Origin of the sequence: Salmonella sp. SAL00670 (assembly GCF_046552235.1) — a bacterium.
Classification (GTDB): Bacteria; Pseudomonadota; Gammaproteobacteria; order Enterobacterales; family Enterobacteriaceae; genus Salmonella; species Salmonella enterica.
In genome coordinates this window covers 304,563-330,403 of the sequence record NZ_JBGDUO010000002.1, presented here as the reverse complement: position 1 = coordinate 330,403, position 25,841 = coordinate 304,563, and the positions used below count along the sequence as shown (strand labels likewise).

19 protein-coding genes and 2 tRNA genes are annotated in these 25,841 nt (G+C 53.7%); 10 read left to right on the top strand and 11 right to left on the bottom strand.

The annotated features are described in order from the left end of the window. Positions 1-56 precede the first annotated feature (56 nt). The 3 genes from ptrA to recD are packed head-to-tail and all read left to right on the top strand — an operon-like array spanning position 57 to position 8,315. Positions 57-2,945 carry a pitrilysin gene (gene ptrA, locus ACLJRS_RS08990; protein ID WP_001138254.1) on the top strand — a complete coding sequence of 963 codons (2,889 nt, stop codon included), beginning with the start codon at positions 57-59 and terminating at the stop codon, positions 2,943-2,945. Further along, a complete protein-coding gene (gene recB / locus ACLJRS_RS08985; protein WP_001000545.1) occupies positions 2,938-6,483 on the top strand; it encodes an exodeoxyribonuclease V subunit beta in 3,546 nt (1,181 codons plus the stop codon). Before ptrA ends, recB begins: the two co-directional genes overlap by 8 nt. Beyond that, entirely contained in the window at positions 6,480-8,315 is a 1,836-nt protein-coding gene (gene recD / locus ACLJRS_RS08980) for an exodeoxyribonuclease V subunit alpha (RefSeq protein WP_410957782.1), read from the top strand. The genes recB and recD overlap by 4 nt, the downstream gene beginning before the upstream one ends. 102 nt (positions 8,316-8,417) lie before the next feature. Here the strand turns inward: recD and argA are convergent, their stop codons facing one another. After that, positions 8,418-9,749, bottom strand: coding sequence for an amino-acid N-acetyltransferase (gene argA / locus ACLJRS_RS08975; protein WP_000588964.1), 1,332 nt, complete (start codon positions 9,747-9,749; stop codon positions 8,418-8,420). A gap of 232 nt (positions 9,750-9,981) precedes the next feature. Here argA and amiC point away from each other — a divergent pair, with 232 nt between their 5' ends. Then, a complete protein-coding gene (gene amiC / locus ACLJRS_RS08970; protein WP_000011919.1) occupies positions 9,982-11,235 on the top strand; it encodes an N-acetylmuramoyl-L-alanine amidase AmiC in 1,254 nt (417 codons plus the stop codon). 109 nt (positions 11,236-11,344) lie between these two features. On the opposite strand, the gene ACLJRS_RS08965 is transcribed toward amiC, so the two are convergent. After that, positions 11,345-11,421 (bottom strand) — tRNA-Met (locus ACLJRS_RS08965). 29 nt (positions 11,422-11,450) lie between these two features. After that, positions 11,451-11,527, bottom strand: a tRNA-Met gene (locus tag ACLJRS_RS08960). Between the two features lie 207 nt (positions 11,528-11,734). On the opposite strand from ACLJRS_RS08960, the gene mltA reads away from it, so the two are divergent. After that, positions 11,735-12,832, top strand: coding sequence for a murein transglycosylase A (gene mltA, locus ACLJRS_RS08955; protein ID WP_000678622.1), 1,098 nt, complete (start codon positions 11,735-11,737; stop codon positions 12,830-12,832). Between the two features lie 109 nt (positions 12,833-12,941). Continuing rightward, positions 12,942-13,748: a tRNA cyclic N6-threonylcarbamoyladenosine(37) synthase TcdA gene (tcdA, locus tag ACLJRS_RS08950; protein WP_000117748.1), complete on the top strand. Its 807-nt coding sequence runs from the start codon at positions 12,942-12,944 to the stop codon at positions 13,746-13,748. 51 nt (positions 13,749-13,799) lie between these two features. Here the strand turns inward: tcdA and rarD are convergent, their stop codons facing one another. The 3 genes from rarD to csdA form a co-directional block, all read right to left on the bottom strand. Then, positions 13,800-14,687, bottom strand: coding sequence for an EamA family transporter RarD (gene rarD, locus ACLJRS_RS08945; RefSeq protein ID WP_077248417.1), 888 nt, complete (start codon positions 14,685-14,687; stop codon positions 13,800-13,802). 299 nt (positions 14,688-14,986) lie between these two features. Further along, positions 14,987-15,430, bottom strand: a complete 444-nt coding sequence (csdE, locus tag ACLJRS_RS08940) for a cysteine desulfurase sulfur acceptor subunit CsdE (protein WP_000184199.1) — start codon at positions 15,428-15,430, stop codon at positions 14,987-14,989. Next, on the bottom strand, positions 15,430-16,635 hold the full coding sequence (gene csdA, locus ACLJRS_RS08935) for a cysteine desulfurase CsdA (RefSeq protein ID WP_410957781.1): 1,206 nt from the start codon (positions 16,633-16,635) through the stop codon (positions 15,430-15,432). Before csdA ends, csdE begins: the two co-directional genes overlap by 1 nt. A gap of 192 nt (positions 16,636-16,827) precedes the next feature. On the opposite strand from csdA, the gene ACLJRS_RS08930 reads away from it, so the two are divergent. From ACLJRS_RS08930 to rlmM, 4 genes are all read left to right on the top strand, one after another. Then, positions 16,828-17,055, top strand: a complete 228-nt coding sequence (locus ACLJRS_RS08930) for a YgdI/YgdR family lipoprotein (RefSeq protein ID WP_000750393.1) — start codon at positions 16,828-16,830, stop codon at positions 17,053-17,055. A 346-nt stretch (positions 17,056-17,401) separates the two neighbouring features. Continuing rightward, positions 17,402-18,319: a glycine cleavage system transcriptional regulator GcvA gene (gene gcvA, locus ACLJRS_RS08925; protein ID WP_000044409.1), complete on the top strand. Its 918-nt coding sequence runs from the start codon at positions 17,402-17,404 to the stop codon at positions 18,317-18,319. An 18-nt stretch (positions 18,320-18,337) separates the two neighbouring features. Beyond that, positions 18,338-18,733, top strand: coding sequence for a DUF423 domain-containing protein (locus ACLJRS_RS08920; protein ID WP_000203913.1), 396 nt, complete (start codon positions 18,338-18,340; stop codon positions 18,731-18,733). Further along, positions 18,726-19,826 (top strand): 23S rRNA (cytidine(2498)-2'-O)-methyltransferase RlmM, encoded by a 1,101-nt coding sequence (rlmM, locus tag ACLJRS_RS08915; protein ID WP_001045494.1) that lies wholly within the window; start codon positions 18,726-18,728, stop codon positions 19,824-19,826. Before ACLJRS_RS08920 ends, rlmM begins: the two co-directional genes overlap by 8 nt. Positions 19,827-19,884: 58 nt before the next feature. Here rlmM and fucR read toward each other — a convergent pair whose 3' ends face one another. The 5 genes from fucR to fucP form a co-directional block, all read right to left on the bottom strand. Beyond that, positions 19,885-20,595: an L-fucose operon activator gene (fucR, locus tag ACLJRS_RS08910; RefSeq protein WP_000642331.1), complete on the bottom strand. Its 711-nt coding sequence runs from the start codon at positions 20,593-20,595 to the stop codon at positions 19,885-19,887. A gap of 57 nt (positions 20,596-20,652) precedes the next feature. After that, a complete protein-coding gene (fucU, locus tag ACLJRS_RS08905) occupies positions 20,653-21,075 on the bottom strand; it encodes an L-fucose mutarotase (protein ID WP_000920848.1) in 423 nt (140 codons plus the stop codon). 1 nt (position 21,076) lies between these two features. Further along, a complete protein-coding gene (gene fucK / locus ACLJRS_RS08900) occupies positions 21,077-22,495 on the bottom strand; it encodes an L-fuculokinase (protein ID WP_001670246.1) in 1,419 nt (472 codons plus the stop codon). A gap of 100 nt (positions 22,496-22,595) precedes the next feature. Next, a complete protein-coding gene (gene fucI, locus ACLJRS_RS08895; protein ID WP_000724126.1) occupies positions 22,596-24,371 on the bottom strand; it encodes an L-fucose isomerase in 1,776 nt (591 codons plus the stop codon). Positions 24,372-24,402: 31 nt separating this feature from the next. Then, entirely contained in the window at positions 24,403-25,719 is a 1,317-nt protein-coding gene (gene fucP / locus ACLJRS_RS08890; protein ID WP_000528622.1) for an L-fucose:H+ symporter permease, read from the bottom strand. Positions 25,720-25,841: the final 122 nt, after the last annotated feature.

Here is a 25,841-nt window from a genome sequence, read left to right as displayed (position 1 = left end):
TGGTTTACGTGACCATACAGATGAGTGGGAATGAAAGTTAATGATGAGGTCCGTGAATGCCCCGCAGCACCTGGTTCAAAGCGTTATTGTTATTGGTCGCCCTCTGGGGGCCTGCAGTTCAGGCGGATATCGGTTGGCAACCGCTGCAAGAAACTATCCGTAAAAGCGATAAAGATACCCGGCAGTATCAGGCGATACGTCTTGATAATGACATGGTGGTGTTGCTCGTATCCGATCCGCAGGCTGTAAAGTCGCTTTCAGCGTTAGTGGTGCCCGTTGGATCGCTTGAAGATCCTGAGGCTCATCAGGGGCTTGCTCATTATCTTGAGCATATGTGCCTGATGGGGTCAAAAAAATATCCGCAGGCGGATAGCCTTGCCGAATACCTTAAAAGACATGGCGGTAGCCACAACGCCAGCACCGCGCCTTATCGAACAGCCTTCTACCTGGAGGTTGAAAACGACGCGCTTCCAGGTGCCGTAGATCGACTGGCCGACGCCATTGCCGCGCCATTGCTCAATAAAAAGTATGCCGAACGCGAACGAAACGCGGTGAATGCCGAGCTGACGATGGCGCGCACCCGCGACGGTATGCGTATGGCGCAGGTAAGCGCCGAAACCATTAACCCGGCGCATCCAGGCTCGCACTTTTCTGGCGGCAATCTGGAAACGCTAAGCGATAAGCCGGGAAATCCGGTGCAACAGGCGTTGATCGCTTTTCATGAAAAATACTATTCATCTAATCTGATGAAGGCGGTGATTTACAGTAATAAACCCTTGCCGGAACTGGCGAGTATTGCCGCCGCAACCTATGGTCGCGTGCCGAATAAACAGATTAAAAAACCGGAAATTACCGTACCTGTCATCACCGAGGCGCAGAAGGGCATCATTATTCATTACGTGCCGGCACTACCGCGTAAAGTGCTGCGCGTGGAGTTTCGTATTGATAACAATAGCGCGCAGTTCCGCAGCAAGACCGATGAACTGGTCTCTTATCTAATTGGCAATCGTAGCCCAGGGACGCTCTCTGACTGGCTGCAAAAACAAGGACTGGTCGAAGGTATTAGCGCGGATTCCGATCCGATTGTTAATGGTAACAGCGGCGTATTTGCCATTTCGGCAACGCTGACCGATAAAGGTTTAGCCAATCGTGATGAAGTCGTCGCGGCTATTTTCAGCTATCTCAATATGTTACGTGAAAAAGGGATAGATAAACGTTACTTTGACGAGCTGGCGCATGTGCTGGATCTCGACTTCCGCTATCCGTCGATTACCCGCGATATGGACTATGTCGAATGGCTGGCGGACACTATGATCCGCGTCCCGGTAGCGCATACGCTGGATGCGGCGAATATCGCCGATCGTTACGATCCTGCCGCTATCAAAAATCGCCTGGCGATGATGACGCCGCAGAATGCGCGCATCTGGTACATCAGTCCCCAGGAACCCCATAATAAGACGGCGTATTTTGTGGATGCGCCTTATCAGGTCGATAAGATTAGCGAACAGACGTTTAAAAACTGGCAGCAAAAAGCACAGGGCATTGCGTTGTCGCTGCCGGAGTTAAACCCCTATATTCCTGATGATTTTACGCTTGTTAAGAATGACAAAAACTACGTGCGGCCAGAACTGATTGTCGATAAAGCGGATTTGCGCGTGGTTTATGCGCCGAGTCGTTATTTCGCCAGCGAGCCAAAAGCTGACGTGAGCGTGGTATTGCGTAACCCGCAGGCGATGGACAGCGCCCGCAATCAGGTACTGTTCGCCCTTAATGATTATCTGGCGGGAATGGCGCTCGATCAGCTCAGCAACCAGGCGGCAGTGGGCGGCATTAGCTTTTCTACTAACGCCAACAATGGTCTGATGGTCACTGCGAACGGTTATACCCAGCGTTTGCCGCAGCTTTTCCTGGCGTTGCTGGAAGGATATTTTAGCTACGACGCCACGGAGGAACAGCTGGCGCAGGCGAAATCCTGGTATACGCAGATGATGGATTCTGCGGAGAAGGGAAAAGCCTACGAGCAGGCGATTATGCCGGTGCAGATGATTTCGCAGGTGCCTTATTTTTCCCGTGATGAACGTCGCGCTTTGCTGCCGTCCATTACGTTGAAAGAGGTAATGGCCTATCGTAATGCGTTAAAAACGGGCGCTCGTCCGGAATTTCTGGTTATAGGGAATATGAGCGAAGCCCAGGCGACCTCTCTGGCGCAAGATGTTCAAAAACAGCTCGCGGCGAACGGATCGGCGTGGTGTCGCAACAAAGACGTGGTGGTTGAGAAAAAGCAGTCCGTAATATTTGAAAAAGCGGGCAGTAGCACCGACTCCGCGTTAGCCGCGGTCTTTGTTCCGGTCGGCTACGACGAGTACGTCAGCGCTGCCTACAGCGCGATGTTAGGTCAGATTGTTCAACCGTGGTTTTACAATCAGCTACGAACCGAAGAGCAACTGGGATACGCCGTTTTCGCCTTTCCGATGAGCGTTGGCCGTCAGTGGGGAATGGGGTTCCTGCTACAGAGCAACGATAAACAGCCCTCTTACCTGTGGCAACGCTATCAGGCATTTTTCCCTGACGCCGAGGCGAAGCTGAGGGCGATGAAGCCGGAAGAGTTCGCCCAAATTCAGCAGGCGATCATTACGCAAATGCGCCAGGCGCCGCAAACGTTGGGCGAAGAAGCATCCCGTTTAAGCAAGGATTTCGATCGGGGTAATATGCGCTTTGACTCGCGTGATAAAATCATCGCTCAGATAAAATTGCTGACGCCACAAAAGCTTGCCGATTTCTTCCACCAGGCGGTGGTGGAACCACAAGGTATGGCAATATTGTCACAGATTGCCGGTAGCCAGAATGGAAAAGCAGAATACGTGCATCCGACAGGCTGGAAAGTGTGGGATAACGTCAGCGCTTTGCAGCAAACGTTACCTCTAATGAGCGAAAAGAATGAATGATGTCGCCGAGACTCTTGATCCTCTGCGCTTGCCCCTGACAGGCGAGCGTTTGATTGAAGCATCAGCGGGCACAGGCAAAACGTTTACTATCGCGGCGCTGTATCTGCGGCTACTGCTCGGTTTAGGCGGCAGCGCCGCATTTCCCCGTCCGTTGACCGTTGAAGAACTGCTGGTGGTAACCTTTACGGAGGCCGCCACTGAAGAGCTGCGTGGGCGAATCCGCAGTAATATCCATGAGTTGCGCATCGCCTGTCTGCGGGAAAGCACGGATAATCCGCTTTATGCCCGCTTGCTGGAAGAAATTAGCGACAAAAAGCAGGCCGCACAGTGGTTATTACTGGCGGAACGACAAATGGACGAGGCCGCGGTTTTTACCATCCACGGTTTTTGCCAGCGTATGCTCAGCCTGAACGCTTTCGAATCCGGTATGTTGTTTGAGCAACAGCTTATTGAAGACGAATCTTTGTTGCGTTATCAGGCCTGCGCCGATTTCTGGCGGCGTCATTGCTATCCGCTGCCGCGCGACATCGCGCAGGTGGTGTTTGACGTGTGGAAGGGACCGAAGGCGCTCTTAAAGGATATCGATCGTTATCTGCAGGGCGAAGCGCCGGTCATTAAAGCGCCGCCATCGCAGGAGGAGACGCTGGCATCGCGTCATGAACAGATCCTGGCGCGCATCAACCAGGTGAAGCAGCAGTGGTGTGAGGCGGTTAGCGAGCTGGACGCGCTGATCGAATCATCCGGCATCGATCGCAGAAAGTTCAACCGCGGCAATCAGGCGAAATGGATCGAAAAGATCACCGCGTGGGCGCAAGAAGAGACGAAAAACTATCAATTACCCGAGGCGTTGGGAAAATTTTCACAGCGTTTTTTAGCTGAGCGCACCAAAGCTGGCGGCGTGACGCCCCAGCACCCATTGTTTGTCGCCATCGATAACCTGTTGGGCGAACCGCTATCGATTAAAGATCTGGTTCTTACCCGAGCGCTATCAGAGATCCGTGAAACGGTGGCTCAGGAAAAACGCCGGCGCGGCGAGCTGGGGTTTGACGATATGCTCAGCCGTTTAGATACCGCGCTGCGTAGTGAAAGCGGCGAGGCGCTGGCTGCGGCGATTCGTACCCGTTTTCCGGTGGCGATGATCGATGAATTTCAGGATACCGACCCACAACAGTACCGTATTTTTCGCCGTATCTGGCGACATCAACCCGATACGGCGCTATTGCTGATTGGCGATCCTAAACAGGCGATTTATGCGTTTCGTGGCGCGGATATCTTTACCTACATGAAGGCTCGCAGCGAAGTGAGCGCGCACTATACCCTTGACACTAACTGGCGCTCCGCGCCGGGGATGGTGAATAGCGTTAACAAGCTGTTCAGTCAGATGAATGACACCTTTATGTTCCGCGATATTCCCTTCAGTCCGGTAAAGTTTGCGCCCAGAAACCAGTCGCTGCAATTTAAAGTGAATGACGCGCCTCAACCGGCGATGACCCTGTGGCTAATGGAGGGAGAAAGCTGCGGTTCGGGCGATTATCAAAGTTATATGGCGCAGGTGTGCGCCACGCAAATTCGCGACTGGCTGCGTGCCGGGCAAACGGGCGACGCGCTGCTGACGAACGGCGATTCGTCGCGGCCCGTTCGCGCCTCGGATATTAGCGTGCTGGTGCGCAGCAGGCGGGAAGCCGCGCTGATACGGGATGCGCTGACCTTACTGGCGATCCCCTCCGTCTATCTTTCTAACCGCGACAGCGTATTCGAAACGCTCGAAGCGCAGGAGATGCTGTGGGTGTTGCAGGCGGTGATGGCGCCCGAACGTGAGAATACGCTGCGTAGCGCTCTGGCGACATCAATGATGGGCCTTACCGCGCTGGATATCGAAACGCTTAACAATGATGAAAATGCGTGGGATACGGTTGTCGAAGAGTTTGATGGCTACCGGCAGATTTGGCATAAACGCGGCGTGATGCCTATGCTGCGCGCGCTAATGTCGGCGCGCAATATTGCTGAAAACCTGCTGGCGACGGCGGGAGGCGAACGTCGGCTGACGGATATTTTGCATATTAGCGAGCTGTTACAGGAAGCCGGTTCGCAGCTGGAAAGCGAACATGCGCTGGTGCGTTGGCTGGCGCAACATATCCTTGAACCCGATAGCAATGCTTCCAGCCAGCAACTACGTCTGGAAAGCGATAAGCATCTGGTGCAAATCGTCACCATTCATAAATCGAAAGGTCTGGAATACCCGCTGGTCTGGTTACCTTTTATCACCCATTTCCGCGTGCAGGACCAGGCTTTTTATCACGACAGGCACTCCTACGAGGCGGTGCTGGACCTTAGTCACGCCGAAGAGAGCATAGCACTGGCGGAAGCCGAACGCCTGGCGGAAGACCTGCGCCTACTTTATGTCGCGCTGACCCGTGCAGTGTGGCATTGCAGCCTCGGCGTCGCGCCGCTGGTACGGCGTCGCAGCGATAAGAAAGGCGAGACGGATGTGCACCAAAGCGCGCTTGGGCGACTCCTGCAAAAAGGCGAACCGATGGATGCCGCAGGCCTTCGCGCCTGTATTGAGGCGCTATGCGACGAGGATATCGTGTGTCGAACGCCAGGCAACACGGATAACGACCGCTGGCAAATTGCCGCTGCATCGCACGCGGAACTCAGCGCCAGAACGCTGCAACGCCTGCTTTATGATAGCTGGCGCGTCACCAGTTATTCCGGTTTGCAGCAGCGGGGACATAGCGTGGCGCAAGATCTTATTCCTCGTCTCGACATTGACGCCGCAGGCGTTGGCGAAGCGGCGGAAGCGCCGGCAATGACGCCGCATCACTTTCCTCGCGGGGCATCGCCGGGAACATTTTTGCACAGCCTGTTTGAAGAGCTTGATTTTACTCAACCGATAGACCCCCAATGGGTACAGGAAAAACTGGAGCTGAGTGGTTTTGAAACGCGATGGGAGCCCGTACTTACCCGCTGGCTGGACACCGTGTTACACGTTCCCCTTAACGAGACGGGCGTTAGTCTGAGCGTGCTGACCGAGCGTGAAAAACAGGTCGAAATGGAGTTTTATCTGCCGATTGCCCAGCCGCTTACCGCCGGAGAGCTGGATGCGTTGATTCGTCGGTACGACCCGCTTTCAGCAGGTTGCCCTGCGCTGGATTTCATGCAGGTTCGCGGCATGTTAAAGGGCTTTATCGACCTGGTGTTCCGTTATGAGGGGCGCTATTACTTGCTCGACTATAAATCTAACTGGCTGGGCGAGGATAGCGCCGCTTATACCCAGACGGCGATGGCTGCGGCGATGCAGGCGCATCGCTATGATTTGCAGTACCAGCTTTATACGCTGGCATTGCACCGTTACCTTCGTCATCGAATGGCGAATTACGACTATGAACGCCATTTCGGCGGCGTCATCTATCTCTTTTTACGCGGGGTGGATAGCGAACGTCCGCAGCAGGGTATTTTTACCACTCGTCCTGCGGCGGCGTTAATTAACCAACTGGATGATATGTTTGCAGGTGAAATGAGTGAGGAGGCGCAATGACAATCCAGGAGCGGTTGCTGGAGGCCGTTGAACAAAAACTCTTACGGCCCATTGATGCCCAGTTTGCTTTAACCGTCGCCGGTAACGACGATCCCGCCGTGACGCTGGCGGCAGCGCTGCTTAGTCATGACGCAGGTGAAGGTCACGTGTGTCTGCCGTTGTCGCGTTTAACGTTAACGGAGGAGGCGCATCCCTTACTGGTCGCCTGGATAAGCGAAACGACTACGCCAATCGACTGGAAAAAACGGTTACTGGCGTCTGCGGCGGTTAGCTGTGGCGATAGCCCCGCGCCGTTAATTCTGTGCGGCGAGCGTCTCTACCTGAATCGCATGTGGTGCAACGAACGTACGGTTGCGCGCTTTTTTAACGAGGTTAACCAGGCCATCGCCGTAGATGAAGATCAGTTATCCCGTATTCTGGACGCGCTATTCCCTCCGACAGACGAGGTGAACTGGCAAAAGGTGGCCGCCGCCGTAGCGCTAACTCGCCGTATCTCCGTGATTTCAGGCGGTCCCGGCACCGGTAAAACCACCACCGTCGCGAAGCTGCTGGCGGCATTAATTCAAATGGCGGATGGCGAACGTTGCCGTATCCGGCTGGCGGCGCCGACCGGGAAAGCGGCCGCACGCCTGACGGAGTCGCTTGGCGCGGCGTTGTGTCAGCTTCCTCTTACCGATGCGCAGAAAAAGCGTATACCGGAGGACGCCAGTACGCTGCACCGACTGCTGGGCGCACAGCCCGGCAGCCAGCGATTACGCCATCATGCGGGCAACCCGCTGCATCTGGACGTGCTGGTGGTCGATGAGGCATCAATGATTGATTTGCCGATGATGTCACGTTTGATTGACGCTCTGCCGCCGCACGGACGGGTCATTTTTCTTGGCGATCGCGATCAGTTGGCATCCGTTGAGGCGGGCGCTGTGTTGGGCGATATTTGCGCCTATGTCAACGCAGGGTTTACGGCGGAACGCGCCCGACAGCTAAGTCGACTAACAGGGAGCGCCATTCCGGCGGGGGCCGGAACGCAAGCCGCGTCTTTACGCGATAGCCTCTGTTTGTTGCAAAAGAGCTACCGTTTCGGCAGCGATTCTGGTATCGGCAAGCTGGCGGCGGCGATTAACTGCGGCGACAGGTCGGCAATCCAGGCTGTTTTTCAGCAGGGGTTTAGCGATATAGAGAAGCGTACATTGCAAAGCAGCGACGATTATGCCGGGATGCTGGATGAAGCGCTGGCGGGCTATGGTCGCTACCTGCGGTTGCTGCATGAAAAAGCGACGCCGGAGGCAATCCTTCAGGCTTTCAATGAGTATCAACTGCTTTGTGCGCTGCGCGAAGGCCCATTTGGCGTGAGGGGATTGAATGACCGCATTGAGCAGGCGATGGTGCAGCAACGAAAAATTCAGCGGCACCCGCATTCTCGCTGGTACGAAGGGCGTCCGGTAATGATTGCGCGCAACGATAGCGCGTTGGGGCTATTTAACGGCGATATTGGTATTGCGCTCGATCGCGGGCAGGGGTTACGCGTCTGGTTTGTGATGCCGGACGGCACGATCAAGTCCGTTCAGCCCAGCCGTCTGCCGGAACATGATACAACCTGGGCGATGACGGTACATAAATCACAGGGGTCTGAATTTGATCACGCCGCGCTGATTTTACCCAGCCAGCGTTCGCCGGTCGTGACGCGGGAGCTGGTGTATACCGCGGTTACGCGAGCGCGGCGGCGGTTATCGCTGTATGCCGATGAACGGATCCTGGCAGGCGCGATTGTGACGCGTACGGAGCGGCGCAGCGGGCTAGCCACCTTATTTGATGAAGTCAGTCGTACCGGATAAGACGAGTTCTCGCCGGATGGCGACGCGTAGCGTCTTATCCGGCCTCCAAATGATGCTTTCGAGCGTAGGCCTGATAAGCGCAGCGCCATCAGGCCCCCCTTGTTATCCTAAATCTGCCATCAGCACCTTTGAACGTCGCTGATAGTTATACATTTTTTTCTTGCTCTCAGGCAGTAACTCTATATCGACAGGCGTAAAACCGCGCTCCTGGAACCAGTGAATACTGCGCGTCGTCAGCACAAACAATTTACGCAGCCCCATTTGCCGCGCCTGGGCGGCAACCCGCTCCAGAAGCACTTCTCCACGCGATGAGCTGCGGTAATCCGGATGTACCGCTACGCAGGCCATTTCGCCTATTTTCTCTTCCACAAAAGGATACAGCGCCGCGCAGGCGATAGTCATATTATCGCGCTGAATAATGGTAAATTTATCGATCTCCATCTCCAGTTGTTCACGGGAACGGCGTACCAGAATGCCCTGCTGTTCCAGTGGGCGGATAAGCTCCAGAATACCGCCAATATCGTTGATGGTGGCGCGGCGGATCTGCTCGGCGCTCTCCATGACGATCTGCGTACCGATACCATCACGCGAGAACAATTCCTGTAATAGCGAGCCATCTTCCTGATAGCTGATCAGATGGCAACGACGAACGCCGCTACGACAGGCTTTTACCGCGCCGCGCAAAAAACGTACGGTTCCGGAGTTGTAATCGCCCTGCGCTTCCAACTCTTCCACCCGCGCCTGTGCTTCATTCGGGAAGAGTTCAGAAATGATGCCGCCCTCGCTGTTGGTAACGCCCTGAGAAGAACAGAAACCGATCATTTTTTCCGCTTTCAGTTTAACGGCGAGTTGAGTGGCAATCTCTTCTGAGGTCAGATTAAAACTTTCGCCGGTCACTGAGACGGCGACCGGCCCCATCAGAACGATCGCGCCGTTATCCAACTGGCGGTTGATCGCATCTTCATCAATGCGCCGGATACGGCCGCTATGACAGTAGTCCACGCCATCATCAACGCCCAGCGGCTGCGCAATGGTGAAATTGCCACTGACGACATTAATGTGCGCGCCCTGCAACGGCGTATTGTTCAGACTCATCGACAGACGGGCGGTAATATCAAGCTGGAGTAAACCGGCGGCCTGTTTCACCAGCTCCAGTGCTTTGGCGTCCGTCACCCGCGTGTTTTTGTGGTAAATCGGTTCATGATGATGCGCGGCCAGATTGGCGTCGATTTGCGGTCGCGCGCCATACACCACGACAAGGCGAATACCGAGGCTATGCAGTAGCCCGATATCGCTAACGATGCTGGAAAAATTGTCATGCTCAATGGCTTCGCCGCCGAGCATAATGACAAAGGTTTTTCCGCGATGGGTGTTGATATAGGGAACTGAATGGCGAAACCCTTCTACCAGTTCGGTTTTACGTTCCTTTATCATTGCGCGCCCCACTAGTGAATTATTATTCGAAATTAGTGTATTTTTATTCTGTTTTTGCCCTCTGTGCAAGCGTAAATTTTATGCGGTCCGATCGCTTTTCTTAGTAATGCCGTGAATATAAAAAGAATGTTTACCCTTTTATAGATGACAGATTATGCGTCATTCGCTAAAGTTTCCGGTCAATTTGGATGAACTTTGTATGATCTCTATTTAGTTTTTGCTCGGGAGAAGCATGTCGGGAGCCAATTCAGCAATCAGCCGTCGCCGTTTACTACAAGGCGCGGGCGCCATGTGGCTATTAAGCGTGAGCCAGGTCGGGCTGGCTGCCGTAAGCCAGGTCGTTGCGGTGCGTATCTGGCCTGCGTCCAGCTATACCCGCGTCACGGTAGAGTCGAATCGTCTGCTGAAATATAAACAATTTGCCTTAAGTAACCCGGACCGCGTGGTAGTAGATATTGAGGATGTGAATCTGAACTCGGTGCTTAAAGGCATTGGCGCGCAGATTCGCAGCGACGATCCGTATATCAAATCCGCAAGGGTAGGGCAGTTTGATCCTAAGACTGTGCGTATGGTCTTTGAGCTAAAACAAAACGTGAAGCCGCAGCTATTTGCGCTGGCGCCTGTGGCAGGCTTTAAAGAACGTCTGGTGATGGATCTTTATCCTGCCAATGCGCAGGATATGCAGGATCCGCTGCTGGCGCTGCTGGAAGACTACAATAAAGGCGATCTGGATAAACAGGTGCCGCCTTCGCAAAGCGGGCCGCAGCCCGGTAAAGCGGGGCGCGATCGTCCCATTGTCATTATGCTTGATCCGGGACACGGCGGCGAAGACCCCGGCGCGATAGGCAAATACAAAACGCGTGAAAAAGACGTGGTGCTCCAGATAGCCCGCCGCCTGCGCGCGTTGATCGAAAAAGAAGGCAACATGAAGGTCTATATGACGCGCAATGAAGACATCTTCATTCCGTTAAAAGTCCGGGTGGCGAAAGCGCAGAAACAGCGCGCCGACCTGTTTGTCTCTATTCATGCGGATGCCTTCACCAGCCGGCAGCCTAGCGGTTCATCCGTATTCGCGCTATCGACCAAAGGCGCCACCAGTACCGCGGCGAAATATCTGGCGCAAACGCAGAACGCCTCGGACTTAATTGGCGGCGTGAGCAAAAGCGGTGACCGTTATGTCGACCATACGATGTTCGATATGGTGCAATCGCTGACCATTGCCGATAGTTTGAAATTCGGTAAAGCGGTGTTGAAGCAGCTTGGTAAAATTAATGACCTGCATAAAAACAAGGTCGAGCAGGCGGGGTTTGCGGTGTTAAAGGCGCCCGATATTCCATCTATTCTGGTCGAGACGGCGTTTATCAGTAACATTGAAGAAGAACGCAAGCTCAAGACCGCGACGTTCCAGCAACAGGTCGCAGAGTCGATTCTGGCGGGCATTAAAGCGTATTTTGCCGATGGGGCGACGCTGGCGAGAAGAAGTTAACCTGAGATGACGGCGAGTTTATTGCGCGGGTAAGTAGGATGCTGCCCGCACTGTCGTTGCGGACCAGACGACAGATACAAAAAAACACCCGTAAGGGTGTTCATTAAGTTGGTTGCGGGGGCCGGATTTGAACCGACGACCTTCGGGTTATGAGCCCGACGAGCTACCAGGCTGCTCCACCCCGCGTCCGTCTAAACTTGCATTCTCATTGTAATTGGTTGCGGGGGCCGGATTTGAACCGACGACCTTCGGGTTATGAGCCCGACGAGCTACCAGGCTGCTCCACCCCGCGTCCGTGGATGCGCACTATACTCCGCTGAGCTTTTGTTGCAACCCTTTTTTCATATAAATCGCTAATTTCTCATGAATTGCGCAAATACACCGCAGATAGCGCGATTTTTAAACGAATTTACATAATGAGATCGCGATCGCATTTCATTACTCCGGACGGTTTGTTATCTTCACCGGGCACTTTCGATTACGCAGAAGACGAGACACCATGAAAGGACGTTGGGCAAAATATGTGGCGACAGGCGTAATGCTGGCAATGCTGGCTGCCTGTTCATCAAAACCGACCGATCGCGGTCAGCAATATAAGGACGGGAAATTTACCCAGCCCTTCTCCCTGGTAAACCAGCCGGACGCGGTGGGCGCGCCGATTAATGCTGGTGACTTTGCCGAGCAGGTCGACCAGATCCGTTCCGCGTCGCCGCGTTTATACACCAATCAAAGCAACGTCTATAACGCTGTCCAGAACTGGTTACGTTCCGGAGGCGATACGCGCACTATGCGTCAGTTTGGTATCGATGCCTGGCAGATGGAAGGTACCGACAACTACGGTAACGTCCAGTTCACGGGCTACTATACGCCCGTCGTTCAGGCTCGCCATACGCGCCAGGGCGCGTTCCAGTACCCTATCTATAGTATGCCGCCAAAACGCGGGCGCTTACCGTCCCGCGCCCAGATCTACGCAGGCGCGCTGAGCGATAAGTACATCCTGGCCTGGAGTAATTCGCTGATGGATAACTTTATTATGGATGTCCAGGGCAGCGGCTATATTGATTTCGGTGACGGTAGTCCACTGAACTTCTTTAGTTATGCCGGTAAAAACGGCTGGCCTTATCGCAGTATTGGTAAAGTGCTTATCGAGCGCGGTGAAGTGAAAAAAGAAGATATGTCGATGCAGGCTATACGCGAATGGGGAGAGAAGCACAGCGAAGCGGAAGTGCGTGAATTACTGGAGCAGAACCCGTCGTTCGTCTTCTTTAAGCCGCAATCTTTTGCGCCGGTCAAAGGCGCCAGCGCTGTACCGCTGATTGGGCGAGCATCCGTCGCCTCCGACCGCAGCATCATTCCGCCTGGCACGACCTTGTTGGCGGAAGTACCGTTGCTGGATAACAACGGTAAATTTAGCGGTCAGTATGAGCTACGTTTGATGGTCGCACTGGATGTCGGCGGAGCGATTAAAGGCCAGCACTTTGATATTTACCAGGGAATTGGCCCGGATGCCGGGCATCGTGCCGGATGGTATAATCACTATGGTCGCGTCTGGGTGTTAAAAAGCGCGCCGGGCGCCGGTAACGTGTTTAGCGGCTGATTGTGGTATTCTGCGACAACCGGATTGCCCGATAACGCGATCGCTATCGGGCCTGAAAATAGTGAGCAGGGGTGAGGAATAACCTCACCTTTTTTTATTCTGAGGTCATATGTCAGTGGTGATAAGTGATGCCTGGCGCCAACGCTTTGGCGGCACCGCGCGTCTGTACGGTGAAAAAGCGCTGCAGCGGTTTGCTGAGGCGCATATCTGCGTCGTAGGAATCGGCGGGGTGGGATCATGGGCGGCAGAGGCGCTGGCGCGTACGGGCATCGGCGCGATTACGCTGATTGATATGGACGATGTCTGCGTGACCAATACGAACCGTCAGATCCATGCGTTGCGTGATAACGTCGGGTTGGCGAAAGCGGAAGTGATGGCCGAACGGATTCGGCAAATTAACCCGGAGTGCCGGGTAACGGTTATCGATGATTTCATCACGCCGGATAATGTGGCGGGTTATATGAACGCGGGTTTTACCTATGTCATTGACGCCATTGACAGCGTTCGTCCAAAAGCCGCGCTGATTGCGTACTGTCGCCGATATAAGGTTCCTTTAGTGACCACTGGCGGCGCAGGCGGGCAGATCGATCCGACGCAAATCCAGGTCGCTGATTTGGCGAAAACCATCCAGGATCCGCTGGCGGCAAAACTGCGTGAGAGATTGAAACATAATTTTGGCGTAGTGAAGAACAGTAAAGGTAAGCTGGGCGTGGACTGTGTTTTTTCCACCGAAGCGCTGGTTTACCCACAGGCGGACGGTTCCGTATGCGCGATGAAAGCTACCGCAGAAGGGCCAAAACGGATGGATTGCGCCTCTGGCTTCGGCGCGGCGACGATGGTGACGGCAACGTTCGGTTTTGTCGCCGTTTCCCATGCGCTGAAGAAGATCATGGCTAAAGCGGCGCGACAAGAATAAAAGGACGGGGCGGAGTGTCACGCAGACGCGTATCCGGCCCTGCGCCCTTCGTTAGCGAAAGAAGCGCTGTACCCTGCCGAACACCGGTTTCAGACGGGCGCGGAGATAATGGGAATATAAATTTTCAGATATGCATAGAAACAACCCGAACCATACTGCACAAAAGCAGAGCAGTTCCGCATAATTAATGTGTTCGCCAAATATCATAATGGCAAGTAAGAACTGTAAAGACGGCTCTATATATTGCGCCAGTCCGGTCACAATCAACGAGGTGTGATTTAACGCGATGGCAAATAATACCAGTGGAATGATCGTCACTGGCGCCGTCATGACATACAAAAAGAAAGGAGTATTAGCGGATATAATTGGTCCGCTATCGCTAAAGAGAAAAATTAATAGTGATACAGGCAATGCCCATAATGTTTCAATCGTTATCGATGTCATCACATCATAATGTATAAACTTTCGCGCCAGGCCATATAGCGCAAATGATAATCCCATGGTTAGCGCCAGCGCCGGGAAATGCCGTAACATGATAATTTGAAAAGTCAGGCCACAGACACCAGAAAAAACGGCGATGGCCTGAAACAAAGACAGTTTTTCTTTAAGAAAAATGCATCCCAGCGCAATAACAAATAGCGGGTTGATAAAATAGCCGAGGCTGGCATCAAGCACCAGATGATGGGTTAGCGCATAAATAAAAGATGACCATGAGACAATCATCAAAAGTCCGGCGATCATGCAGAAGAAAAAAGATTTTTTATCTTTCCAGGCATCATGAAATCGCGTTCGCTGCCGAAATAACAATCTTACTGCCAGTAATAATGGGATTGACCAGAACACCCGGTATATCAATATTTGTGCGAGATTTCCCCCTGATAAATATTGATAATATAAGGGTGTTAACCCCCATAATATAAATGCCAGTACCACAAACATGGTACCGCTACGCAGATATTTTTCCACTTATCCATATCCTGTTATAACTTCACCCGATGCGTATGAATTTTCCAGTTCTCCTGCTACGCTACATCGAGTGGCTTTATTTACTCTAAAATCTTCACGCCGTTTTAACATGGATTCTAACATTGTAATTTCATTGTGATAGCTGATAAAAATCAAAAGAATGTTTATCAGGGAAATCTGACGCCGAAACTAATAAAGTGACTGGATTATTTTATCTGCATCGCCTGACCGCCGCGGACGGCGCTGTCAGGCGACAGAATATTTACGCTATTTCAACGCTTATGCGTTGCGGCAACAATCGCTTCGCTCAGCGCGTTCAGCCCCTGACTGCGTGAGGCGCTAAGCTGGGCGCGTAAACCCAGCTCATCAAACAGCGCCAGCGGTGAACGAGCCTGTAATTCGGCGGCGTTTTTTCCTTCCACCGCGGTGAGCAATACCGCCAGCAGGCCGCGGACAATCCGCCCCTCACTGTCGCCGAAAAAGTGCATCGTTCCGTTATCTGATCGGGTAAAGCCCAGCCAGACGCGGTTCTCGCAGCCGGCTATCTCCTTCGCCTGCGCTTTGCATTCATCCGGCAGAGCGGGGAGCTGTTTTCCTAACAGAATCAACTGACGATATTTATCCTCCCACTGGGTCAGCGGGAGAAAGATAGCGCGTAACGTCTCTTCCGTTACCGTTGTGCCGAACGGGTGTCCGGTATAAAGAGGGTTTGTCATTAATCCACCAGCAGTTCCAGCGCGCGGTCAACGGCGTTAACCAACGCATCCACATCATGTTGGGTATTATACGGCGCAAAAGAGGCGCGCAGAGTCCCTGTGACGCCAAGTTCCGCCAGCAATGGCTGGGCGCAATGTTGCCCGGCCCGGAGCGCAATACCGTATTCCGCCAGCAGTGTCACCATATCGCCGTGGTGCACGCCGACAAAATCAAAGGCCAGAAGGCTGGAGTCCTGGCAGCGGAACGAACGAAAGCCCGGGCGTTTCGCCAGTGCGTCTTCCGCCAGCGTTGCCAGCCCCCGGCTCCAGTTTTCGGCCTGTTCAATATCGATATCGGACAGCCATTCCAGCGCAGCGCTCAGGCCGATGACCCCGGCGACGTTCGGCGTCCCCGCTTCCAGTTTCCAGGGAGCGCTTTGAGTGGTGAAGCCTTCAAAGCTAACGTCACGGATCATCTTGCCGCCGCCGAGCCAGGGCGACATCGCCTCAAGAAGCTCCGGCTTACCGTACAGCACGCCGATACCGGTTGGACCATACAGTTTGTGAGCGGAAAAAGCATAAAAATCGATATCAAGCTGCTGAACATCCGCCGGGAAGTGTACCGCGCCTTGCGCGCCATCTACCATCACGACCATTCCCGCCGCGTGAGCGGCGCTGATAGCGCCTGTGAGATCCGGACAGCCGCCCGTTACGTTCGACATTTGCCCCAGCGCCAGTATCCGGCTGCGCGACGTGATCAGTTCCGGCAGACGCTCAACATCAGGAAGACGCCGGTCATTAAGCGGCAGTTTTATGACCTGCGCGCCGGTTTGTTGCGCCACCATCAGCCAGGGCACAAGGTTGGCGTGATGCTCGGCGACGCTAACGATAATTTCATCGCCGGGACGCAGACGAGGACGGGTGTAACACTGCGCCACCATGTTGATCGCTTCGGTGGTGCCGCGTGTCCAGACGATACTTTTTTCATCGGGCGCGTTTAACAGCCGCGCTGCTTTTGCTCTGGCCGCTTCATATTGCGCCGTCAGGCGCTGCGCCTGCGCAAACTGGCTACGATGAACGTTACCGGCGCTCAAACAATAAAACTGGTGCGTGGCGTCAATGACTGCCTGTGGCTTTAATGCCGTGGCGGCGCTATCGAGATAAACACCCGCATCGGCTAGCGCGGGAAACTGCGCGCGAAACTGCGTGGGATTAAAAGCGTTCATGATATTCCTCGGTTCAGTTTACCGATCGTGGCGTAAAAGCGCGGCTGATACAAGGTTTGTCCTAACCATCGGAATCGTCTGTATATCCTGGCGAATTATGTAAAGGAGGTTATGCTGAATAATGTTAGGCGAATGTTTAAGCCTGTTACGGAGTCCGCTTTAAATAGCACAAACAGCTTTAAGGAGAAGAAGATGAAAAAGACTGCCGCAATTATCTCTGCATGTATGCTGACTTTTGCCCTGAGCGCCTGTTCCGGTCCTAATTACGTTATGCACACCAATGATGGACGTAGCATTGTGACCGACGGTAAACCCCAGACCGATAACGATACCGGTATGATTTCGTATAAAGACGCTAATGGCAACAAACAGCAGATCAATCGTACTGACGTGAAAGAGATGGTGGCTCTGGAAAACTAACCGTTTGTTATACAAAAAAAAGCACCGCAATATGGCGGTGCTACATTAATCACTATGGACAGACAGGGTAAATGTACAGGAAGTGAAAAAGGGTAGTCTCGCTACCGTGGTCTGAATCGCAGACCAATTGCAAACACAACAACACAACATCACAACCGTAAGCCAAAAGCCCATCAGAACACGCATTCCGATAAAACTTTTCGTTCCGGCTCAGGAAGTGCCGCCACTATAGGTATTTGCTGGTAGAACCTCAACGGACAATTTATAATGTCTCAGATTAAAAAAACTAATAGGTTACATGTTGTTACCTATTTGTTAAATTCATTCGACATTAAGTCCAGAGGCCATGTCAAAACGATTACCTCCTTTAAATGCGTTACGCGTTTTTGATGCTGCCGCGCGCCATTTGAGCTTTACGCGAGCAGCGGAAGAACTTTTTGTGACGCAGGCCGCAGTAAGCCACCAAATTAAGTCACTTGAGGATTTTTTGGGGCTAAAACTGTTCCGCCGCCGCAATCGTTCGCTGCTGCTGACGGAAGAAGGCCAAAGCTATTTTCTCGACATTAAAGAGATATTTTCCCAGCTCACGGAAGCAACGCGTAAGCTCCAGGCGCGCAGTGCTAAAGGGGCGCTGACGGTGAGTTTACCACCCAGTTTTGCCATCCAGTGGCTGGTGCCCAGGCTCTCCAGCTTTAACTCAGCTTATCCGGGAATTGACGTTCGGATACAAGCCGTTGACCGTCAGGAAGATAAACTGGCAGACGATGTCGATGTCGCGATTTTTTATGGCCGGGGAAACTGGCCGGGCTTGCGCGTCGAAAAATTATACGCAGAATATTTACTGCCCGTCTGTTCTCCTTTATTACTCACAGGCGAAAAACCGTTAAAAACGCCGGAAGATCTGGCGAAACACACGTTATTGCACGATGCCTCCCGGCGTGACTGGCAGGCCTATACTCGTCAGTTAGGGCTCAACCATATTAACGTTCAGCAAGGGCCGATATTTAGCCACAGCGCGATGGTGCTACAGGCCGCTATTCACGGACAGGGGATCGCGCTGGCGAATAATGTTATGGCGCAGTCGGAAATTGAAGCCGGGCGACTGGTGTGTCCATTTAACGATGTTCTGGTGAGTAAGAATGCTTTTTATCTGGTTTGTCATGACAGCCAGGCAGAACTGGGTAAAATAGCCGCCTTCCGTCAGTGGATTTTGGCGAAGGCGGCGACGGAGCAAGAAAAATTCCGTTTTCGTTACGAACAATAATTAACTTAGGGTATGACCATGACCAGCCGTTTTATGCTGATTGTCGCCGCTATCAGCGGTTTTATTTACGTTGCTCTGGGCGCGTTCGGGGCGCATGTTTTGAGTAAAACCCTGGGCGTGGTTGAAATGGGCTGGATTCAGACCGGCCTGCAATATCAGGCGTTCCATACGCTGGCGATCTTTGGCCTGGCGGTGGCGATGCAGCGCCGTATCAGCATCTGGTTTTACTGGAGCAGCGTTTTTCTGGCGCTGGGCACGGTGCTGTTTAGCGGCAGCCTGTACTGCCTTGCGCTTTCGCATCTGCGCCTGTGGGCGTATATCACGCCTGTCGGCGGCGTCAGTTTCCTGGTGGGCTGGGCGCTATTGCTGATTGGCGCCATTCGTATGAAACGTAAGGGCGCGAGCCATGAATAAAGTTGTATTGCTCTGCCGTCCGGGGTTTGAAAAAGAGTGCGCTGCAGAAATTACCGATAAAGCGGGAAAACGGGAAATATTTGGTTTTGCACGCGTAAAAGAGAACGCAGGCTATGTCATTTATGAATGCTACCAGCCGGAAGATGGCGAAAAGCTGATTTCAGAACTGCCGTTCAGTTCGCTGATTTTCGCCCGCCAGTGGTTTGTGGTGGGGGAACTGCTGCAACATTTACCGCCGGAAGACAGAATTACGCCGATTGTCGGCATGTTGCAGGGCGTAGTGGAAAAGGGCGGCGAGCTGCGAGTTGAAGTCGCCGACACCAATGAAAGTAAAGAACTGATGAAGTTCTGCCGCAAATTTACGGTGCCGCTGCGCGCGGCTTTGCGTGATGCGGGCGTATTGACGAATTATGAAACGCCGAAGCGTCCGGTCGTTCATGTCTTTTTTATCGCGCCAGGATGCTGCTATACCGGTTATTCGTTCGCGCATAACAATTCACCGTTTTATATGGGCATCCCGCGTTTGAAGTTTCCGTCTGATGCGCCGAGCCGCTCAACGCTGAAACTGGAAGAGGCGCTCCACGTTTTCATCCCGGAAGATGAGTGGGATGAACGTCTGGCGAACGGCATGTATGCGGTGGATTTGGGTGCCTGTCCCGGCGGATGGACGTACCAGTTAGTGAAGCGCAATATGTGGGTCTACTCCGTAGATAACGGCCCGATGGCGCAAAGCCTGATGGACACCGGGCAGGTGACCTGGTTGCGTGAGGATGGCTTCAGGTACCGTCCGAACCGGAATAATATTTCATGGATGGTCTGCGATATGGTGGAGAAGCCGGCCAAAGTCACCGCGTTAATGGCGCAGTGGCTGGTGAACGGCTGGTGTCGGGAGACGATTTTTAACCTTAAACTGCCGATGAAAAAACGCTATGAAGAGGTGTCGCATAACCTGGCGTATCTTCAGGCGCAGTTGGATGAGCACGGCGTTAATGCGCAGATCCAGGCGCGTCAGCTTTATCACGATCGCGAAGAAGTGACGGTACACGTGCGTCGGTTGTGGGCGGCTGTTGGCGGGCGTCGCGACGAGCGATAAAAACGCGTTGCCGTCGTCCGGCGCGTCATCAGCGCCGGATGACGCACGCTTATCCGGTCTACGATTGCGGCGCATCTGAAACAATATGCGTCACGTCATCCAGATGGCCGATGCGCGCCTCTCCTGAACGATTAAATTTACTTTTATCAATCAATAATAAAGACTGCGAGGCGCGCCTGAGCAGGATAGATTTAAAATCGGCGTTGATCGCATTGGAGTCCCACAGATCGCCGCCGCTGTCGATCCCCTCGCAGGAAAAGATGAACAGATCGATATCAAGCGATTTTAGCTGTGAGATAAGCGACGGATTAACGTAACAGCCATATTTACGTTCAAGCTGGCCGCCGGAACTTATCAGCGCAATGCGTTCGCGTTTTCCCAGCTCCTGACAGATAGGATGGCTATTGGTAAAAACCTGAATGGGAATATCCGGCAACTGGCGGGCCAGATACCAGCAGGTTGAACTGGCATCCAGCGCAATCGTCATTCCTTCTTCTATCCACGCTAACGCTTCACGGGCAATATCGGCTTTATGCGCATAATGGCTTTTCAGGCGGATATGGAATGGATCGCCGCTGTCCTGATTTTCACGATGAATATATTTAGCTCGTCCGTGATTACGCAGCACTTTTCCCTGCGTCTGTAGTTCACTGAGATCGCGGCGGATGGTCTCTTTACTGACGTTAAGCCGGGTGGCCAGCGCTTCGGTGGTCAGACTTTTATGATTGATCAGCAGATCGACTATCGCTTGTTGGCGTGCCGCTTTCATTTTTCTCACCCCATCATTCGATGAACGCCCGCGTCATGCGGGCGCACCGGCAAGAGATTACGGCGTTACCCCTTTTTTTAAAAGAATATTTCCGTACTTCGCGCACTCACCTGTGATAACGATCGCAAACGCTTTTTGCGCCCGCTCATAAAACGCATAGCGGTCGATACGAACGATATCCGGGCACGGCGCTTCTAATGACAAAGCATCGCGATAGCGCGCTTCAACGCTGGGATCGAGCGTGTCGCCTTCCACGGCGGCCATCATCACCAGCGGCGGGGCGTAGCTATCCAGCTCAAAGAGCGGAATAATTGCCCGCAGTAGATCGCTGACGCTAAGACCATCGGCGCGAATCACCTGCGGGCCCAGGCTATGCGCGGGAAAGTGAGCGTCGGAAAAAATGATTTCGTCCCCGTGGCCCATCTCGGCCAGCACTTTGAGCAGTGTCGGGGAAATTAACGGTGAAATGGTTTTTAGCATTTCATACTCCCTCAATAATTTCAGGTTCGGTTTGCGGCCAGAAATAGCGATACTGATAATTGACCTGCGCGCGCGCCTGCTCGGGGCTACTAAATTCGCCTACGCCGTACCAGCCAAACATGGCAGCGCCGGCCACGGTGGTTTCCGCGTCGTCCAGCACCTTGATAGGGAGAGCAAGCTGATTCGCTTTAATTTGATTCCACAAAGCGTTGCGACTGCCGCCGCCAACCAGTAACAGTTCTGTGGCGTTAAAATGGCCGATTTTCTCCAGCGTGCGCAGATTACGCTGCAGTTGCGCCGTCAGGCCTTCCAGCGCGGCGCGATAGAAATGGCCGCGGGTGGTATTGAGCGTCACGCCCTGCCAGCCTGCATTTTGGCAGGCGAGCAGATCGCACTGCATCCGCACGCCTTCCGCGCCAGCGGGAATAGCGCGCGCTTCGTCGATCAGCGTTTGCCATGGCGTTTCCGGCGTCCACAGCAGTTTTCGTACCCATTCGAGTACGCCGGAGGCCAGCCACTGCATTCCGGGGTTATAAAGCCCCGACTGACTGTCCAGTTCACAGGTCGAGCCCGGATACTGGCTGAGCAGCGAGGTATCCACCTGACCGCTGCGCACCATCAGAATCTCCCAGGTTCCGGAGGAGAGCACTGGTTCACCTTGCTGCGCGCCAGCGCCGAATAACGCGAACTGAGTATCGTGTCCGGCAGAGATCACCGGCACACCCGCCGGGAGACCGAGTAGCCTGGCCGCGTCTGTCTGTAGCGTGCCTATCGGGGCGCCCGCTTCCACGATACGCGGGAACAGGCGGCGCGCCAGGCCCGTCGCCTGCAGGATTTCCGGACTAAAGTCGCGCTGATGGATATCCAGTAGTTGGCTGGTGCCTGCCATAGTGATATCGGTCGTAAACTCACCGGTCAGACGGTGGTTAATCAGCGACGAGATAAACAGCCAGCAGTGAGCTTGTTCCAGCAGGCGCGGATGATTCTCTTTAAGCCAGACCAGTTTATACAGCGTGTTAAAGCTGAACGCGCCGACGCCGGAGAGCGTCTGCAATTGCCGGGGCGAGATAAAGCGCTCAATCGTTTCCATCACGGCAGCGGTTCGCGGGCATTTCCAACTGATGACCGGGTAGAGCAGCTTACCCTGCGCATCGACCAGCGCGCCATCGACGCCGAAAGTAGTCACCGTAATACCGCGAACAACACACTCCGACAGGGCGCTGGAGAGTGACCTGCAGCAGTCGGCGAAACGTTGCAGGATGGCGTCCAGCGACCACTGATGCCAGGCGCTATTTTCTGCGGCAATGTCGCTGGCGTTAGCGGTTGAGGCGCGGGCGACAATTTTCCCCTGGCGATCAACGGCGATCGCCCGAACGTTAGTCGCACCGCAGTCGAGAACCAGGATAACGTCTTGTTTCATAGATAACTCCATAAACGCCGCCTGATGGCGCTACGCTTATCCGGCCTACGGTTCACGCGCCCGTAGGCCCGGTAAGCCTGCGCCACCGGGCTAAGCCGCATTAACGTTTATACAGCGGGCCATAATTCTGGCAGGCGCGATAATCCTGGCCTTCGATATCCATACCGTGAGCCGCCCAGGCGGAAGGACGGTAGATCTTCGCCTCCTCCACGTTGTGCATACATACCGGGATACGCAGCATTGCGGCGAGAGTAATAAAATCCGCCCCTACATGGCCGATGGTGAGTACGCCGTGGTTAGCGCCCCAGTTCGCCATCACCGAATAGACATCGGTAAACGGGCCTTTGCCGGTAAGACGCGGCGCAAACCAGGTGGTAGGCCAGGTAGAGTTGGTGCGGGCATCAAGCTGATCGTGCATCGCTTTCGGCAGTTCGACGCTCCAGCCCTCGGCGATTTGCAGTACTGGTCCCAGGCCTTTGATGATATTCACGCGGGTCATGGTGAATGGCACGCCGCCTTCGGTCAGGAAACGGGATGAGTAGCCGCCGCCGCGGAAGTATTCGTGAATCGCCGGGCACCATTCGGTGGCCGCCAGACACGCATCCGCCTCTTGTTGGCTGATTTCCCAGTGTGGTTTCATGGTCGGCTTGCCTTCGCTGTCGCGCTGTTTACAGGCACCGTCCAGAGCGGCAGAACCGGAGTTAATCAGGTGAATAATGCCGTGCTCCGCCAGTCCGCTGAGCGCCTGGCCGGTGACGCGTTCTACGGCTTCCGGCGACCAGTAGGTTCGCACGTCGGCGAAGATCTGCGCGGTACCGGTGAGTTGATGGCCGAACAGCATCGCTACGCCGTTCAGACTGTCATTTTCGGTGGCGACGACAAACGGTTCGCGTACGCCATTCCAGTCAAAAGAGCTATTGAGCAGCGCTTCGGCGGTATCGCCATTCGGGTATTGATCGGTCCAGTGGCGCTGGCCCTGGAAGCCGGCGGCAATGGCGTTGTAGCCCAGCGATTCTTCAACTAACCCTTTGTCCGCCAGCGTCTTGTTGCCCTGCATCATGTCGCGAATACACATCGCCATCAGCAGGCTCTCTTTTAGCACCGCGCGGTTCTGGGCTTCATTGCGCTTATACTGCGAGGCGTTTTGATCTTCGCCGTAGCGGAAGTTTTTATCCGCCCACGCTAGCGCCATCTCCAGTTCGGCCTCATCATAAATTTTTTGATCGATACGGCGGCGCAGTTCGGTCATATCTACCGCTTGCACCTTCATGCCCAGCCAGGACTCAAAGAAGTTATGATCGACAATGGAACCCGCGATCCCCATCGACACGCCGCCGACGGAGAGGTAGCTTTTGCCTTTCATGCTGGCTACCGCTAACCCTGCCCGCGCAAAACGCAGCAGTTTTTCTTCGACGTCGGCAGGAATGGAGGTATCGTCGGCATCCTGCACGTCATGGCCATAAATGGAGAACGCTGGAATGCCTTTCTGGCTGTGCGCCGCCAGCGCTGCGGCAAGGTAAACCGCCCCGGGACGCTCTGTGCCGTTAAAGCCCCAGATGGCTTTCGGACGCATCGGGTCCATATCAATGGTTTCGCTGCCATAGCACCAACACGGCGTAACGGTAATGGTCACGCCCACGTTCTGGCTGCTGAATTTTTCTTCACAGGCGGCGGATTCCGCCATTCCGGCAATACAGGTATCCGCAATGACGCACTCCACCTGAGCCCCGCAGGCGTGGCGGATTTTCTCGGTGATGAGCGCCGCCGTCGCTTTCGCCATGTTCATGGTTTGCTCTTCGAGCGACTCGCGTACGCCCATACGACGTCCATCAATCACCGGGCGGATACCGATTTTCGGTAAGCTGATTTTTTTCATGACAGATTCCTCACGTTATTCGGATAAATGTTCAGTTTGTCGCCGCTTGTGAACGGAAACGGGCAAAAATGAAGATGACGGCAAAGCACAATGCCGGAACCAGTTCGGCGGTCGGGATTTTGCCTGCAGCGTCGCTAACGAAGCCCATTACTGGCGTGACAATACCGCCGCCAATGATGGTCATGACGATAAAAGACGAGCCGTACTTAGTGTCCTGTCCCAGATTTTTGATACCCAGCGAGAAGATGGTCGGGTACTGGATTGACATAAATGCGCTACACAACGTCAGCGCCAGCAGGCCGATATGTCCGCCGCTAAAGGCGGAAATCAGACACAGGAGCATGGCAAACAGGGCGTAGGCGGCCAGCACTTTATGCGGCGCGAAGCGGCTGATAAGCCAGGTCCCGGTGAAACGGCCGATAAAGAAGCACACCATCGTGCCGGTCAGGTAGTTGGCGGCGAAACCGGGCGTCATTCCAGGGATCTCCTCAATGGCGTAGCGGATCAGATAGCTCCAGCAGGCGGTTTGCGCCCCCACGTAGCAGAACTGCGCCAGCACCGCCCAGCGCCAGTGGCGGATACGGATGAGTCGGGAGAGAGAAGATAAGAAAGAGCTTTGTTTAGCATCGCTATGATCGTCACTTTGCAGGGCCGGAAATTTGGTCAGCATAATCAGCAGCGCAACTACTAATACGATGGCGACGATAATCATGTATGGCGTTTGTACCGATAACACCAGGCTGTGTTTATAGGCGCTAAGCTGATCCGGCGTCATTTTATCAAGCGCTTCTTGCGATTGATGCGGCACGTTAGACAAAATAAGGCTTTGCCCAAACACAACGGCGATAATAGCGCCAAAGGAGTTAAAAGTTTGCGCCAGATTAAGCCGGAAATGTCCGCCGCTTTCTGGACCTAATACCGTAACAAAAGGGTTGGCTGCAGTTTCAAGGCAACCTAAACCGGCGGCGATGATAAACAGGCCAATTAAAAACAATGTGTAATTCATTATCTCGGCGGCAGGCCAGAATAATGCGGCGCCAACAGCATACAAAAAAAGCCCGGTGATAATCCCTGCTTTATAACTGAGTTTTTTCATCAAAATCCCAGCGGGGATTGGAATGACGAAATAACCGAAATAAAACGCTGACTGAATAAGCCCAGCCTGAAAGTTAGTTAGCGTAAAAGCTTGTTGAAACTGCGGTAATAAAATGTCATTCAGATTATTGGCGACGGCCCACAGAAAAAATAGCGAGCAAAGTAAGGCGAATGGAATAATGTAGCGCTTGCTCTTGCTTTGCTCTGCATCCACAGCACGAAAACTCTGCGTTTGTATTGTTGTGTTTCCCATAGCATCCTCATCGGTTCAGAAGCTTTTGCGTGCGGTCGGTTCTGGTCACCAGACCGTAAAATTAGGTGAGTTCGCTTTTCTTTCCGGTAATAAATTGGCGTCCGGAATGAACTCATGGATTC

Coding starts and splice junctions, on each gene's coding strand:
- mltA (WP_000678622.1), top strand. CDS start 11,735: ATGAAAGGACGTTGGGCAAAATATGTGGCGACAGGCGTAATGCTGGCA.
- fucR (WP_000642331.1), bottom strand. CDS start 20,595: ATGAAAGCGGCACGCCAACAAGCGATAGTCGATCTGCTGATCAATCAT.
- argA (WP_000588964.1), bottom strand. CDS start 9,749: ATGATAAAGGAACGTAAAACCGAACTGGTAGAAGGGTTTCGCCATTCA.
- recD (WP_410957782.1), top strand. CDS start 6,480: ATGACAATCCAGGAGCGGTTGCTGGAGGCCGTTGAACAAAAACTCTTA.
- ACLJRS_RS08920 (WP_000203913.1), top strand. CDS start 18,338: ATGACCAGCCGTTTTATGCTGATTGTCGCCGCTATCAGCGGTTTTATT.
- gcvA (WP_000044409.1), top strand. CDS start 17,402: ATGTCAAAACGATTACCTCCTTTAAATGCGTTACGCGTTTTTGATGCT.
- amiC (WP_000011919.1), top strand. CDS start 9,982: ATGTCGGGAGCCAATTCAGCAATCAGCCGTCGCCGTTTACTACAAGGC.
- ptrA (WP_001138254.1), top strand. CDS start 57: ATGCCCCGCAGCACCTGGTTCAAAGCGTTATTGTTATTGGTCGCCCTC.
- rlmM (WP_001045494.1), top strand. CDS start 18,726: ATGAATAAAGTTGTATTGCTCTGCCGTCCGGGGTTTGAAAAAGAGTGC.
- fucK (WP_001670246.1), bottom strand. CDS start 22,495: ATGAAACAAGACGTTATCCTGGTTCTCGACTGCGGTGCGACTAACGTT.
- recB (WP_001000545.1), top strand. CDS start 2,938: ATGAATGATGTCGCCGAGACTCTTGATCCTCTGCGCTTGCCCCTGACA.
- rarD (WP_077248417.1), bottom strand. CDS start 14,687: ATGTTTGTGGTACTGGCATTTATATTATGGGGGTTAACACCCTTATAT.
- ACLJRS_RS08930 (WP_000750393.1), top strand. CDS start 16,828: ATGAAAAAGACTGCCGCAATTATCTCTGCATGTATGCTGACTTTTGCC.
- tcdA (WP_000117748.1), top strand. CDS start 12,942: ATGTCAGTGGTGATAAGTGATGCCTGGCGCCAACGCTTTGGCGGCACC.
- fucI (WP_000724126.1), bottom strand. CDS start 24,371: ATGAAAAAAATCAGCTTACCGAAAATCGGTATCCGCCCGGTGATTGAT.
- fucP (WP_000528622.1), bottom strand. CDS start 25,719: ATGGGAAACACAACAATACAAACGCAGAGTTTTCGTGCTGTGGATGCA.
- csdE (WP_000184199.1), bottom strand. CDS start 15,430: ATGACAAACCCTCTTTATACCGGACACCCGTTCGGCACAACGGTAACG.
- csdA (WP_410957781.1), bottom strand. CDS start 16,635: ATGAACGCTTTTAATCCCACGCAGTTTCGCGCGCAGTTTCCCGCGCTA.
- fucU (WP_000920848.1), bottom strand. CDS start 21,075: ATGCTAAAAACCATTTCACCGTTAATTTCCCCGACACTGCTCAAAGTG.